This window comes from Bacillus sp. FSL P2-0099 (assembly GCF_038007445.1).
Taxonomy (GTDB): domain Bacteria; phylum Bacillota; class Bacilli; order Bacillales; family Bacillaceae_G; genus Bacillus_A; species Bacillus_A mycoides.
Genome location: NZ_JBBOXE010000001.1, coordinates 4,593,085 through 4,606,945, shown reverse-complemented (window position 1 = coordinate 4,606,945; position 13,861 = coordinate 4,593,085). Strand labels below are relative to the sequence as shown.

17 protein-coding genes, 1 pseudogene and 1 other annotated feature are annotated in these 13,861 nt (G+C 35.8%); of the genes and pseudogenes, 9 read left to right on the top strand and 9 right to left on the bottom strand.

The genetic code is table 11. The annotated features are described in order from the left end of the window. Position 1: 1 nt before the first annotated feature. Positions 2-691, top strand: a complete 690-nt coding sequence (locus MKY90_RS23855) for a response regulator transcription factor (RefSeq protein ID WP_002034338.1) — start codon at positions 2-4, stop codon at positions 689-691. A gap of 123 nt (positions 692-814) precedes the next feature. Continuing rightward, a complete protein-coding gene (locus tag MKY90_RS23850; protein WP_002129432.1) occupies positions 815-1,084 on the top strand; it encodes a hypothetical protein in 270 nt (89 codons plus the stop codon). 66 nt (positions 1,085-1,150) lie between these two features. Here the strand turns inward: MKY90_RS23850 and MKY90_RS23845 are convergent, their stop codons facing one another. From MKY90_RS23845 to acuA, 4 genes are all read right to left on the bottom strand, one after another. After that, the gene (locus MKY90_RS23845; protein ID WP_341092720.1) at positions 1,151-2,011 is read right to left on the bottom strand and encodes an alpha/beta fold hydrolase; all 861 of its coding nucleotides are present in this window, start codon (positions 2,009-2,011) and stop codon (positions 1,151-1,153) included. A gap of 134 nt (positions 2,012-2,145) precedes the next feature. Continuing rightward, positions 2,146-3,312, bottom strand: a complete 1,167-nt coding sequence (gene acuC / locus MKY90_RS23840) for an acetoin utilization protein AcuC (RefSeq protein WP_341093292.1) — start codon at positions 3,310-3,312, stop codon at positions 2,146-2,148. Next, positions 3,309-3,953 (bottom strand): acetoin utilization AcuB family protein, encoded by a 645-nt coding sequence (locus tag MKY90_RS23835; protein ID WP_000634566.1) that lies wholly within the window; start codon positions 3,951-3,953, stop codon positions 3,309-3,311. The genes acuC and MKY90_RS23835 overlap by 4 nt, the downstream gene beginning before the upstream one ends. A 17-nt stretch (positions 3,954-3,970) precedes the next feature. After that, the gene (gene acuA, locus MKY90_RS23830) at positions 3,971-4,603 is read right to left on the bottom strand and encodes an acetoin utilization protein acetyltransferase AcuA (RefSeq protein WP_002112293.1); all 633 of its coding nucleotides are present in this window, start codon (positions 4,601-4,603) and stop codon (positions 3,971-3,973) included. Positions 4,604-4,779: 176 nt separating this feature from the next. Here acuA and acsA point away from each other — a divergent pair, with 176 nt between their 5' ends. The 6 genes from acsA to tyrS all read left to right on the top strand — a co-directional run bounded on the left by acsA (position 4,780) and on the right by tyrS (position 10,050). Continuing rightward, the gene (gene acsA, locus MKY90_RS23825; protein ID WP_002067621.1) at positions 4,780-6,498 is read left to right on the top strand and encodes an acetate--CoA ligase; all 1,719 of its coding nucleotides are present in this window, start codon (positions 4,780-4,782) and stop codon (positions 6,496-6,498) included. Positions 6,499-6,586: 88 nt separating this feature from the next. After that, positions 6,587-7,144 carry a maltose acetyltransferase domain-containing protein gene (locus MKY90_RS23820; protein ID WP_063218501.1) on the top strand — a complete coding sequence of 186 codons (558 nt, stop codon included), beginning with the start codon at positions 6,587-6,589 and terminating at the stop codon, positions 7,142-7,144. Positions 7,145-7,210: 66 nt separating this feature from the next. Beyond that, complete coding sequence (locus tag MKY90_RS23815; RefSeq protein WP_063218500.1) at positions 7,211-7,666, top strand: hypothetical protein; 456 nt, start codon at positions 7,211-7,213, stop codon at positions 7,664-7,666. Beyond that, the gene (locus tag MKY90_RS23810) at positions 7,647-8,192 is read left to right on the top strand and encodes an RNA polymerase sigma factor (protein ID WP_016120899.1); all 546 of its coding nucleotides are present in this window, start codon (positions 7,647-7,649) and stop codon (positions 8,190-8,192) included. The genes MKY90_RS23815 and MKY90_RS23810 overlap by 20 nt, the downstream gene beginning before the upstream one ends. After that, complete coding sequence (locus MKY90_RS23805) at positions 8,173-8,418, top strand: hypothetical protein (RefSeq protein ID WP_063218499.1); 246 nt, start codon at positions 8,173-8,175, stop codon at positions 8,416-8,418. The genes MKY90_RS23810 and MKY90_RS23805 overlap by 20 nt, the downstream gene beginning before the upstream one ends. Positions 8,419-8,495: 77 nt before the next feature. Then, positions 8,496-8,724: a binding site (T-box leader), on the top strand. A 69-nt stretch (positions 8,725-8,793) separates the two neighbouring features. After that, complete coding sequence (gene tyrS, locus MKY90_RS23800; RefSeq protein WP_341092716.1) at positions 8,794-10,050, top strand: tyrosine--tRNA ligase; 1,257 nt, start codon at positions 8,794-8,796, stop codon at positions 10,048-10,050. Positions 10,051-10,128: 78 nt separating this feature from the next. Here tyrS and MKY90_RS23795 read toward each other — a convergent pair whose 3' ends face one another. Beyond that, positions 10,129-10,431, bottom strand: a complete 303-nt coding sequence (locus tag MKY90_RS23795; RefSeq protein WP_002190894.1) for a YjdJ family protein — start codon at positions 10,429-10,431, stop codon at positions 10,129-10,131. A 150-nt stretch (positions 10,432-10,581) separates the two neighbouring features. Between MKY90_RS23795 and MKY90_RS23790 the strand changes: the two genes are divergently transcribed. After that, positions 10,582-10,710: a hypothetical protein gene (locus MKY90_RS23790; protein WP_000050938.1), complete on the top strand. Its 129-nt coding sequence runs from the start codon at positions 10,582-10,584 to the stop codon at positions 10,708-10,710. Positions 10,711-10,831: 121 nt separating this feature from the next. On the opposite strand, the pseudogene MKY90_RS23785 reads toward MKY90_RS23790, so the two are convergent. From MKY90_RS23785 to MKY90_RS23770, 4 genes and pseudogenes are all read right to left on the bottom strand, one after another. Beyond that, positions 10,832-11,314 (bottom strand): annotated as a pseudogene (locus MKY90_RS23785) (site-specific integrase); the annotation flags it as partial. A gap of 449 nt (positions 11,315-11,763) precedes the next feature. Next, a complete protein-coding gene (locus tag MKY90_RS23780; RefSeq protein WP_341092714.1) occupies positions 11,764-12,576 on the bottom strand; it encodes a hypothetical protein in 813 nt (270 codons plus the stop codon). A gap of 132 nt (positions 12,577-12,708) precedes the next feature. Further along, entirely contained in the window at positions 12,709-13,320 is a 612-nt protein-coding gene (locus MKY90_RS23775; RefSeq protein WP_341092713.1) for a hypothetical protein, read from the bottom strand. Positions 13,321-13,500: 180 nt separating this feature from the next. Further along, positions 13,501-13,857 carry a DUF6572 domain-containing protein gene (locus MKY90_RS23770; RefSeq protein WP_078184633.1) on the bottom strand — a complete coding sequence of 119 codons (357 nt, stop codon included), beginning with the start codon at positions 13,855-13,857 and terminating at the stop codon, positions 13,501-13,503. Between the last annotated feature and the right edge of the window lie 4 nt (positions 13,858-13,861).

The window sequence follows — 13,861 nt, the reverse complement described above, 5'->3', positions numbered from 1 at the left end:
AATGAAGAGAATTTTACTAGTAGAAGATGAAATAAGTATTGCAGAATTACAGCGAGATTATTTAGAAATTAGTGATTTTCAAGTTGATGTAGAGCATTCAGGTGAAATAGGTCTACAAATGGCTCTTCAGGAAGACTATGACTTAATTATTTTAGATATTATGCTTCCGAAAATGAATGGTTTTGAAATTTGTAAACAAATACGTGCTATAAAAGACATTCCGATTTTACTTGTTTCAGCAAAGAAGGAGGATATAGATAAAATTCGCGGACTCGGTTTAGGGGCGGATGATTATATAACGAAACCATTTAGCCCGAGTGAATTAGTAGCAAGAGTAAAGGCGCATATTTCTCGTTATGAAAGATTATCAGGAAATGTGAGTAAGCAACGCGATACGTTATACATTCATGGAATTTCTATTGACCAGCGAGCGAGAAAAGTTTTTATAAACAATGAAGAAATTGCGTTTACAACGAAAGAATTTGATTTATTAACATTCTTTGTAACGCATCCAAACCAAGTATTAAATAAAGAACAGTTATTTGAACGTATTTGGGGACTAGAATCAGCTGGCGATTTAGCCACTGTCGTTGTTCACATTAGAAAGCTACGTGAAAAAATTGAAAGAGATCCTGCTCACCCGCAATATATTGAAACAGTGTGGGGAGCTGGTTATCGCTTTAACGTGTAATGTACCTGCCAAGTAATTGGTAGGTTTTTTATGTTATTCGAACAAAAAGGGAATAATAGGTAATTTATGTTAAAATATAAAGAGAGATAAAACATAGGAGAGCATGAGAGGGCGTGCTACATTTTGGGAGATACATTAAAAGATAATAAATCAAACAAGGCTTTAAAGATTGGAACCAATATCATACTTATCTTATTAATTATCGGTGCAATACAAATGTTTTATGATGAAGATTCTACGAATGATCATTTCGGTGGGTTATTTATGATGGTCTTTTTTGGAATTAAAATAATTTCTAATTTTATGATGAGTATAAAAGCAGGAGATAAAAAGTCGATATTCATTGATGTAGGCTTAATGATTTTTTTGTTCTTCTTGTTGTTTCTAGTGTGAAATATTTCCTTTGAAAAAAGTTCATATTCTTATAGAGGCTGTGAGCTTTCCTTAGTAATAACGGTACTAGTGTAACGATTTATAAAATGTTTGAGTAGTAGAAGTAAACTGAGCAGCTTCTTCTAAAAAAGGATAATGGTTACTCTCCTCAAATATCACAAAGATAGAATTACGTATACCCTCATGCATCTCGATAGAATATTGGATCGGGCACTGTACATCATATCTTCCGCATATAATAAGGGTCTTTGTTTGGATGGAAGGTAAATTCTCTCTTAAATCAAATGACGGATATTCATTGGCGAAAGTGTTCATCCGGCTAGCGGACATAGTTTTTTTGATTGGTTTACAAAAATAAAATTTGTAGTTTTCGGGTTTATACAATGATAATTTTGTTCTCTTAGTAGATAGTTCTTTCCGTTCTTCACTTGTAAGGTGAGGGCTTTTTAAAGTTTCGATGAGTTGTTGCATATAATGAAACTGAGGATGTGCTGGGTGATAAATGCAAAATAGTGTTTCGGTATAGTTACTTGCTGCGGCTCCGGCCATGACTAATGATTGTAAGGAATTTGGATATGTAATCGCATATAAAAGTCCAAGCATACCGCCTGTTGAGTGGCCAGCGAAATGCCATGTTGGGAGTTGTAAAGCTTCTCGTATTGCTTCTAAGTCGTGAACGGTTTCAATCATACTTAATTCTTTTTCTGAATGGGCTTTTGCTGAGTTACCAGCGTTTCGTAAATTAATGAGCAATACACGATGCGTAGCAGTGAAAACATCCGCAAAGTAATCGCCAGTTTCATTAAATTGTGAATAGTGATGTTTAATGCAAAGTGGTTCGCCATTTCCTTTTGTAAAGATTTCAAATGTGCCACGTTTCGTGTTGATTATTTGTTGTGTCCACATAATATCACGACCTTTTCTCATAAAAGTTGGACCGGCTAATTCTTAAATAAAATATAGCAGCGAATCTCAAAATATATCGACTTACCGACAGAAAACGACAATAATAGCTAGCTATAAATAAAAGGAGGCTGTTCAAAAGCGAGCCTCCTCTCTGTTTAATATAAAGATTTTGTCATATTATTCCGAATAATTTCAAGAGATTTCGCTACAGTTAATGCATTTTTTTCTTCGATTTCTGGTTTTCTAGGGATAGGTTGATACATGTTGTCTGGATCTTCCCATGTAAGGGGAAGGTCGGTTTCTGCTTGTCCTTTCCAAGCGTCAATCCATTCTGGAGGGAGATAACCTGAGATGTTTTGGATGTTGTTCATTTCGAGCCAAATGAGTGCCCAAGCTCTTGGTACGACGCGCCAGTGATCATAGCCACCACCGCCGACAGCAATCCAGCGACCGTCGCAATATTCATTAGCGATTTCACGAGCGAGCTTCGGTATTTCACGGTAAATGTTTATCGTTGCGCAAAGGTGTGTAAGTGGATCGTAATAATGTGCATCAGCACCATTTTGCGTTAAAATAATATCCGGTTTAAAGTATGCTGCCACTTCTTTTACAACTGTTCGATATGAATCTAAAAACGATTCGTCTTCTGTAAAAGCGTCGAGTGGAACGTTAAAAGAATAATTATATCCATTTCCTTGTCCACGTTCATTTACTGCGCCAGTTCCAGGAAATAAATAACGCCCAGTTTCGTGTAATGAAATGGTGCATACGTTAGGATCGTCGTAAAAAGACCATTGTACCCCGTCGCCGTGATGAGCATCTGTATCAATATACAAAACGCGTAAACCGTATTTCTTCTGAATATATTTCATTGCGATAGAGCTATCGTTATAAATACAAAAGCCAGATGCTTTACCACGAAAGCCATGATGTAAGCCGCCACCTAAATTGAGGGCGTGCTTTACTTTCCCGGAAAGAACAGCATCGACAGCTGTTAATGTTCCGCCAACGAGTAATGCACTTGCTTCATGCATATTTGGAAACATTGGTGTATCTTCTGTTCCAAGTCCATATGTCATCGCAATTGATTTTTCTAACTTTCCTTCTCCAGCAAGTTTTACCGCATTTATGTACTCCTCTGTATGAATGAATGCAATTTCCTCATCTGTAGCCATTCTTGGCGAGATGACTTGAGAAGGGGAGATAAAACCACTCTTTTGTAATAAGTCATACGTAAGTGTGACGCGTAGTTGGTTAAAAGGATGATCAGGGCTAAAAGAATAGCCCCGAAAGTCATCCGAATAAATGAAGGCGCTGCTCATGCTTGCATCCCCATTATGTTTGGCCATAATACGCGGTAGCCCTCTGCTTCGAGTGCATCGATCACTTTTAGAGGATTCATCGTTTGAATGCGGAAAACGAGCACTTTATCATTCTCATCTTTTGCTGGATAGACGAGAACGCTCACAATATTTATTTGTAAATCACTAAAAATAGCAACGACTTTTCCAAGAATACCAGGCTCATTTTTCACTTGAATTTCAATTTGTGAACTCGGTTGATGAGCTCCTGTTAATTTTACTAACGTGTGTAGCACTGTAGATTCAGAAATGATACCTACGAGTTTTCCAGCCTTCGTAACAGGAAGACAGCCTATTTTATTTTCAAAAAATAAAGTCGCAATTTCCTCAACGAAATCGAGAGGGTGACAAGTCATAACAGGGTGTTTCATTATGAGTTCAAGCGGTTGCTTCAGCATATCCAGTGAAACTTGTTCATCTAAAATAGACGGACTTGCATCTCTTACATCCCGATCAGAAATAATGCCTACGACATGATTATTTTGATCGACAATTGGAATGTGCCGAATGCCTTTCGTACGTATCGTTCGGATTGCTGTTTCAATTGTATCGTTTGGATGCAGTGTCACTACATCTTGATTCATAATTTCTTCTACAATCATTCCAGTTGCCCCCTTTATTAATACATAAAACGATTGTGAAAACGTAGACGATCGAATGCTTGAATGGAATCCGTATCAACACGTTTACCGATGCGGACCATTAAACAGTTGGCAGGATGTGAACAAATTTCAGGATCATCTGTAGCCATCCATTGTAAACCACCAGCATTCATCATTTTTTCCATTACTTTTCGGTATTCCCAAACATTTAAGCCTGTTTGTTTTAAATCCCAGTGCCAATAATATTCAGTCGTTAATATAATGTAATCTTCCATATGATCGTCCATCATTGAAACTTCTAATAAATTTTTTCCGACAGAGCAACCACGAAAGGCTGGGACAACTTCAATCGCCCCGAGTTCAATTAAGTTTTCAATCTTTCCTTCTGACCATCGCTCGAGCGGATCAGGATATAAGTATGTAACATACCCAACGATCGTTTGGTCATGTCTAGCAATAATGAGACGAGCTTCTGGTAATTTAGAAATTTCGACAATTGCTTTATATTGCTGCTCGGCAGGACGAAACGCAATTAAGTCTGGATGAAATTCATACATTTCAAGATTATGTGTAGAGACAGGACCTTCAATAATTAAAGTGCCTTTCGCTGTTTTTAAGTTTCTGGCATTATATATTTTTTTATGAATCAATTTATTGCTCACCACCTTGAGGGTTTGTGAATCTATTAATATCGTACTTTATAATATATGCGATGTGAATCGAATTTTGTCATTAAAAATTTGTCTAAAAATCAACAAAAATACTGAAAATTTTAAATAATGTCATTATAATAGATAATAGAATACATAGGAGGGGGATGTAAAGTATGAAAGTGGAAACGCTTCCTGTCATTAAAGGAGAAAATAATTTGCCGAATTATGAAGAGGCATACGCAAATTTTAACTGGGAAGAGGTTAATAAAAATTTTACTTGGAATGAAACAGGACGAGTAAATATGGCGTATGAGGCAATTGATAAGCATGCGAAATCAGATCGAAAGAATAAAGTAGCACTTTATTATCAAGATGGATCGCGAAAAGAGAAATATACGTTTAAGGAAATGAAGGATTTTTCTAATAAAGCAGGAAATGTCCTGAAAAACTATGGCGATGTTGAGAAAGGCGATCGCGTTTTTATTTTTATGCCGCGTTCCCCAGAATTATATTTCGCACTTTTAGGTGCAGTGAAATTAGGGGCAATTGTTGGACCATTATTTGAAGCATTTATGGAAGGCGCAGTTCGCGATCGTTTAGAAGATAGCGAAGCGAAGGTGTTAATTACAACTCCTGAATTGTTAGAGCGCATACCATTAAATGATTTACCTGCTCTAAAAACAGTCTTCCTTGTTGGAGACAATGCAGAAGAAGGCGGTAAAACTGTAGCGTTCAATCCTTTATTTGAACAAGCTTCAAAAGAATTACATATCGAGTGGTTAGGCCGTGAAGACGGTTTAATTCTACATTACACATCTGGTTCTACTGGTAAGCCAAAAGGCGTTCTTCATGCTCAAAACGCAATGGTTCAGCACTATCAAACAGCGAAATGGGTATTAGATTTAAAAGAAGATGATGTATATTGGTGTACAGCTGACCCAGGCTGGGTAACTGGAACAGCTTACGGTATTTTTGCACCGTGGTTAGTGGGAGCATCAAATGTTATTTTAGGCGGGAGATTTAGTCCAGAGGCATGGTATGAAGCACTGCAAGATTACGGTGTAACAGTTTGGTATAGTGCACCGACAGCGTTCCGTATGTTAATGGGAGCTGGACAAGACGCAATTAAAAAATATGATTTATCACAAGTGCGTCACGTATTAAGTGTTGGTGAGCCATTAAATCCAGAAGTAATTCGCTGGGGTATGAGCGCATTTGGACTTCGTATTCATGATACGTGGTGGATGACAGAAACAGGTGGACAAGTTATTTGTAACTATCCTTGTATGGAAATTCGTCCAGGTTCAATGGGGAAACCAATTCCGGGTGTGAAAGCAGCGATTGTTGATAATGAAGGAAATGAAGTGCCTCCATACACAATGGGGAACTTAGCGATTGGTAAAGGTTGGCCAGCTATGATGCGTGGAATCTGGAATAACCCACAAAAATATGATTCTTACTTCATGCCGGGAGATTGGTACGTATCAGGTGATTCAGCTTATATGGATGAAGACGGATACTTCTGGTTCCAAGGGCGCATTGATGATGTAATTATGACGTCAGGCGAGCGCGTTGGTCCGTTTGAAGTAGAAAGTAAATTAATCGAGCACGCTGCTGTTGCAGAAGCCGGTGTAATTGGTATTCCTGATCCAGTACGCGGGGAAATCATTAAAGCATTTATCGCGCTTCGCGTGGGATACGAACCGTCTGATGAATTAAAAGAAGAGATTCGTCAATTTGTGAAAAAAGGTCTAGCAGCTCATGCAGCGCCAAGACAAATTGAATTTAGAGATAAATTACCGAAAACGAGAAGTGGTAAAATTATGCGCCGCGTATTAAAAGCGTGGGAATTAAATTTACCAACAGGCGATTTATCGACGATGGAAGATTAAGAGAGAAAGGTCTGAACGATGATACGTTCAGACCTTTCTTTTTGTGTTATGATAAACTTATATATACGTGTTGGAAGGGGAGAAGGAAATGAAAACAGAAAAAGAAAAGATGATACTTGGGGAAATGTACATACCGGCTGATCCCGTTTTAGTAAAGGACAGGGAGCAAGCTCGTATATTAACGAGAAAATTAAATGAAACACCAGAGGTAAAACTAGAAGAACGTAGTGCAATCGTAAAAGAATTATTCGGAACGACTGGAGATAACATTCATCTTGAATCTTCTTTTAGATGTGATTACGGTTATAACATTCACGTTGGTGAAAACTTTTACGCAAACTTTGACTGTACGATTTTAGACGTATGCCCAGTTACAATCGGAGTGAACTGTATGTTAGCTCCAGGTGTTCACATTTATACAGCAACGCATCCGCTTGATCCGGTAGAGCGCATAAGCGGATCAGAGTACGGAAAACCAGTTACAATTGGCGATAACGTATGGATTGGCGGAAGAGCGATTATTAATCCGGGCGTAATAATTGGAGATAATGCTGTCATCGCATCTGGCGCTGTTGTAACGAAAGATGTGCCAGGTAATGTAGTAGTTGGCGGGAATCCTGCGAGAATCATAAAAAAAATAAAATAATATTTGAACGAAGCGCCTTCCTCGTCTGTATACATTTATGAAAGAATAGATGAGGGAGGCTTTTTTATGTCTAATAAATTGATGCTGACTTTTGCTTTAATTGGAATTATAGTTGTGTTTTCTTGTGGTATGTTATTACCTATACCAATTGGATTTAAAATTTCAATGATTACAGTTGGGATTATAATGATTGTTATCTTTTCAATCCTTATTCCGTTTGATAAGAAGTATATTGTACGAAAAAATGGAAATAAAATTGATTTTACAAAAACAAAAATATATTTTCGTTGGAATGTATTTGATACAATTTCGGTCTGTCTTGCAGTGTATGCATGTATATGTGTGCTGGCGTTAAGTATTTTAGTTTCAACCGGCCATACGATTCAAAACCCATATGTTCAATTTTTTACGAATCAGTCACAAGCATGGGTCATTGTCGCAAGTGCATATTTAATTTCCCGTATTTCATTAACGTTAAAAGGAATAAAGGAGATCAGAAAAAATGGCGCAGATTGGGATTGAGGAGGAGCTCATGCTTGCGTACCAAAATGGAGATAAGCAAGCTGGAGAAAAACTATATGTTTTGATCAAACCAGCGCTATATACATTTTTGTATCGATTTAATCGTGATGAACAACTGAGTATAGATCTCGTTCAAGATACGTTTTTGACTCTAGAGCGTAAGAAACATATGTATGAAACCCGAAAAGGAAAAATTAAAACGTATTTATTTCAAATCGGTTACCGTCTTATGATTAATAAATTAAATAGAAGAAAAAAGTGGCGTTCGCTCTTACCGTTTTTAGTACCAATGCAAGAGGTAGAGTTTTCCCACGAAGACCGGCTTACGGTAAGAGAAGCAATTTTGAAAGTTCCTGAAGAACAGCGAGCGGTCCTGATTCTTTCTTATTATCATGATATGCAGCAAAAAGAAATTGCAGAGGTACTAGATATTCCTGTTGGAACAGTGAAGTCGAGACTTCATAACGGGATAAAGAAATTGAAACAATTGCTGGAGGTGGATGAAATTGAGCGAAAATCCTTTTAAGAATGAATATAAATTAAAGCAGCATTTAGATAGCGATCATTTAGAAATACCGGATTTTCCAAAAACGGTAAGCCGCTTCGAGCGATTACTTGGATTTCTTGCTTCTCCAGCGAAAGATCCTGTGGAAGCGACGATTGGGAATGATTTATCGGTTGTGTTTCATGTATCGTTATTAGTTGGGGTTCCAGTTCTTTCTCTTATTACGATATTCCTTGCGACTTTATAAAGGATTGGTAGTGAAAGAACTCATACCTCTATTTGACACGCCTATATAAATGATGGTATAAAGAAAAGTATATGAATAATTGAGCGTGGAAAGGGAGAAGTAGTGATCATTTCCCTGTTTTAGAGAGCTGATGGTCGGTGGAAATCAGCACATAGATGATCGCGAATTACGCCCCTAGAGCATCTTTTTTCGATTGAAGTGTATTCAAAAGGGAAAAGACGGTGCTAAGCCGTTATGTAAATAAGGTGGTAGGCTTTTTTTGCCTGCAACTAGGGTGGTAACGCGATAATCAAAATCGTCCCTTATTTAAGGGGCGATTTTTTTATGTTTTCAACCTTCACGCCAGTAATGAACTTAAAGGAGAGTATGTAGGATATGGGTATTTTACAAGATCTTGAATTTCGCGGTTTAATTAATCAGCAAACAGATGCTGAGGGACTTGAGCAATTATTAGAAAAAGAAAGCGTTAAATTATACTGTGGTTTCGACCCGACAGCGGATAGCTTACACATCGGTCATATGTTACCAGTATTAATGTTACGTCGTTTCCAATTAGCTGGTCACCAACCAATTGCACTTGTTGGCGGTGGTACTGGCATGATCGGTGACCCAAGTGGTAAAAAAGCAGAGCGTACATTAAATACGAAAGATACAGTTGCTTACTACACAGAAAGCATTAAAAACCAACTTTCAAACTTCTTAGAGTTTGAAAACGTGGACAACCCAGCAACGATGGCTAACAACTATGATTGGCTTGGTAACTTAGATGTAATTTCATTCTTACGCGATATCGGTAAAAACTTCGGTTTAAACTATATGTTAGCAAAAGATACAGTAGCATCTCGTTTAGATACTGGCATTTCATTCACTGAGTTTAGTTATATGATTTTACAATCATACGACTTCTTAAACTTATACCAAAACCATAATTGCCGTCTACAAATTGGTGGTAGTGACCAATGGGGTAACATTACAGCTGGTCTTGAATTAATCCGTAAATCAGAAGAAGATGCGAAAGCGTTCGGTTTAACAATCCCACTAGTTACAAAATCTGACGGTACGAAGTTTGGTAAAACAGAGGGCGGCGCAATTTGGTTAGACCCAGAGAAAACAACTCCTTACGAGTTCTACCAATTCTGGATCAATACAGATGACCGCGATGTAGTTAAATACTTAAAATACTTCACATTCTTATCTCATGAAGAAATTCTTGAGCTTGAGAAGCAAGTAACTGAAGTACCAGAAAAACGTGCAGCACAAAAATCATTAGGATCTGAAATGACAAAACTTGTTCATGGCGAAGAAGCGTTAGAGCAAGCAATTAAAATTTCAGCTGCATTATTCAGTGGCTCTGTAGCAGAACTTACTGCAAGCGAAATCGAGCAAGGATTCAAAGATGTACCATCTGTAGAACGTACTGCAGAAGATACAGTATTAATCGACTTACTTGTAGAAAGCAAAATTTCACCATCTAAACGTCAAGCACGTGAAGATGTAACGAACGGTGCAATCTACGTGAACGGTGAGCGTACACAAGCGTTAGACTACGTTGTAACAGAAAACGACCGCATCGAAGGTAAATTCACAATCATTCGCCGCGGTAAGAAGAAATATTTCTTAATTCGTTACTAATCAGAAACGAATTTAAAACAAATAGTACCCCGAATGTTAGGCTGAAAAGTCTATCGTTCGGGGTTTTTATGTATGCATTTAAATTGCCTCATGATTTCTTTTAAATAGAATATGAAGAATTAATACGAGCATGTAAAGTAAGCTAATTAGCATAACGACAAATGCCCCGGGATAAAATTTTGCCGCATATATAAAGAAATCGATTTGATAAATATCGTCATAATGTGAAACGTACCCTTTAAAATAATTCGTAAACTTAGCGCTATATTTCCATTCATCAGGATAATCTATTAAATTACTCCCTTGATACCAACTCATAAGTGCTGAAGTAATAAACAGCATAAATGCACTGCCTAACTGAACCATTTGGTTTATTGTCAAAATGAAACAACCTCCTATTTAATGGTTATTATAGCGTGCATTCGTATTCCTGTAACCTTTTTGTTGTAATCTCCTTTTCGAGTTCATACGGAAATCACATGTAAGCGGTATGATAAATGTATAACAAATAGAAAGGAGTGGTAAAACAAAATGTCACTAGAAGCGCTCATTATTTTTTCTTTGCTAAACGCTGGTCAGCTTGCAGAGCATTCGAAGGTTGATGTACATAAAGAGCAGAAAGATGCTTATGTATATGTTCAAAAAGAGGAAAATAAATAATTTTATTTTATATATAAACGAAAAAAGCCAATCCAGAGGATTGGCTTTTTGTCATTAACGAGAGTAGCACTCGATAGTATCAAAAAGCCTTATTATATCAGTGTTCGTAGCATGTTTATTATTAACTAGCCCCAAAATTAGCCCCACTTTCCGCTAAACTCTGGCTAAATAACTCTACTGACATGGACTCCATTTCCTTCAATACATGTCCATAAATTTCATAAATCATTTGTGGAGTATTCCCTAAACGTTCGGCAATTACTTTCACATTTAAACCTTGATTTAGTAGTATGGTACAGTGTGTATGACGTAATCCATGTATCGTAATTGAAGGAAGGCTTGTTTTATTTAATACTCTTCTGAATGCATAAAGAACACTGCTATCTGTTATAGGTTTCCCAGTTTGGTACGATGTAAATACAAACGATTCATCTTGTAGCTTGTATCCAAAAGATAGCATTACTTCTATGCACCACTTACGATATGTTTTTAGTTGGCTTATAAGTACATCATCTATTAGAATTGTTCGATAGCTATTTTTGGTCTTGGGTGATCGTATTCCCTTATTATCTCTGGTACGTTCAATAGTAATTGTTTTATTCTCGGGTTATTTTCAAGCAATCATACTTTACATTTAAGGTAACAAATTAGCAGAAATAGTTGGCGGAAATTTGAACCTTTAGATGACGAAATTCCAATTGAAGAGCCACAAGTACTAAAACAAGCCATTCAAGTTCTCTTAAAGAATAATATAATTACTGTTGAAGAATTGGAAATGGAGCTAGGGTTAACAATGGAGATGATACAAGAATATTGCTTGGGGCGTAATTGTTATGAAGCGAAGGAAATAAAATTTCAAAATAATGTTGTATCATTGTTTTAAAGTATTTTATCATTAATAAAAAAATTCCCTCTGTATAGTTAAGTAGGGAATTTTTTATAAGCTTTGGATGCTTGAATATTATAAACTTTAGGTGTATTTTGTTTTTGTGTTTTTAAATCATTCTTATATAGTTTTTTATATAAGAACGAACACTTCTAATGAATGCCTATTTAGCTTGTTTCTTCTAAATTAAAAAAGAATTCTACTATATCCCTCCCGAATTTAGATATCTCGAAACTGTCTTTCGAATTTAGCTTTTTTAATTTTAAATTGGATGTTCTTTTTCCTTTAGCTTGCTTTTCTAAATAATCATGAATGTCTTTTATGGATTGAAAAAGATTTTTCAAATCATCAAGAATCTTTTTCTCTGTCTTTGTAGTGAGAATACCTAATCTGAAGAGATTATTTCTGATAGAGTCATATTGATCGTAACTTAATCCATGTTGTTTCATCACATCTTCAAAAGTTAGACGTTCTTGATCGTAGGAGTAATTATATAACCTTAATACTGCAATATCGACTATTCTTAGTTCTTTTAAAACATCATAATAAGTCAACACAAAATCCTCAGTTACATCTTCGTGTTCTGTTAATTTAACAAAGTCATTTACCATGTACTTTATTTTATCTTCTTGTTGCTCATCGATAACATAATCCATTACATATCCGTATAATTTGTCAATTTGTTGTTTTTGTTCGCTTGTTTTATTTTCTAAATTAGCTTGAAGCTCAGTAATTTTAGAGGCTAAATCCTCTGAAAAAGTTTGCATATTTCTTTCAAGTTTCGCTCGTTTAATACTTCCATAAACTCCGGATAGACCTGGTACTAATGAGGCTGCTCCATCTATTGCTAACTCTGCAACAAGCCCGGTAACAGATTCTTTTGCGAAATCAGCTACAGCATCACTTCCGACTTCAAGAACTGTGGTTATTGTTGTTTCTTTTGTTATTTCTTTTAGATCTTGCTTCTTGTTCCTATTCATTTATGTCCCTCCATATTCCTAGATGATAAAATTTATATTTCTACAAAAACAAACAATGTCTTCTTTTATTGAAAGGCGTTGTTATGTAGTATTTAGCCCATATCAGAATCACAAATATTTTTTCTATAGTTACTAATAACCACTAATGGATATCTGTTTCCTGTTTCCTGTTTCTTGTTCTATTAAACTTTGTAACTCTTCAAGATTCTTTTCTAGATTATTTTTAATAATGTTTAAAACTTGTGATCGCTCGGCAATCCCTATAAGTGAATTTGCTTTCCGCTCATAAGTCATTTTATAGTTTTCTTTATTTTTGTCTTTATTTATTATACTACCAATACTTGAGGTTATATCTTTACTAACATTTTTAATGATGTCATCAACTTCTTCTTTCGTATATGTGGACTGTTTGCTAATGCCTTCACTATATATTTCTGCTGTTTCCTCACCAAGTCTATTGAGCATTTTAGGATCTAGTTTAGCATCAACAGTTTTTATATTAGTTGATATTTCATTTAACACATGAGCTACCTCATTGTTCACCCGCTGATTATCACTTTCTTGTTTAAGCGCAATGAAAATAGCAACTAAAGCTAAAGCTATGGATACTGCGCTAGATATAATAGAAAAATTCGCTTCAATGTTTGGGAAATTGAAAAAATCAGCTATTAATAATATGATTACCATTACCAAAATACTTACAGTCCAAAACCAATCCCTGTTTCTCCATCTTTTATTCTCCATAAATATCGCCTCCAGAAAACATTATCCGACAATATGGAAGATTTATCTATAAAATATAAAAGAAATATGCCGTTTTAATTTTTAAAGGTATTAACATACCTCTAAGCGAACTTATCTATGTTTAAAATAAAAAAAGAAGAACGTTAATCCTCATGACAAGGCGTTCTTCTTTCATTTCTATTATTCTTCTGTATTTTCAACTTCTTCAGACGGCCTGTAATTAAACTGTAAGCCATATCCAGCAGCATGTAACTGATCTCGTAAGAGAGCATAAAACTCTTTTCCATATGCGGTAAGTTCATGTAAAGCATACACTTGTATAACAAATTTATTTTTCCCTACTGTTTCTGGTGTTGTTTCATAAACTTCGCCGCTTTCGATAAAGGCTAAATAATTATTAATTTTATCTTGTAAGAGTAATGCATGTTCATGCTCTTCTTTCCAATTTAATGCATCAAAAATAGTTAAGTATACAATATCTTTATTGTTATTATCTAAGGAAATTAAATCAACCTGATCTATATCATGTAACGCCATATAA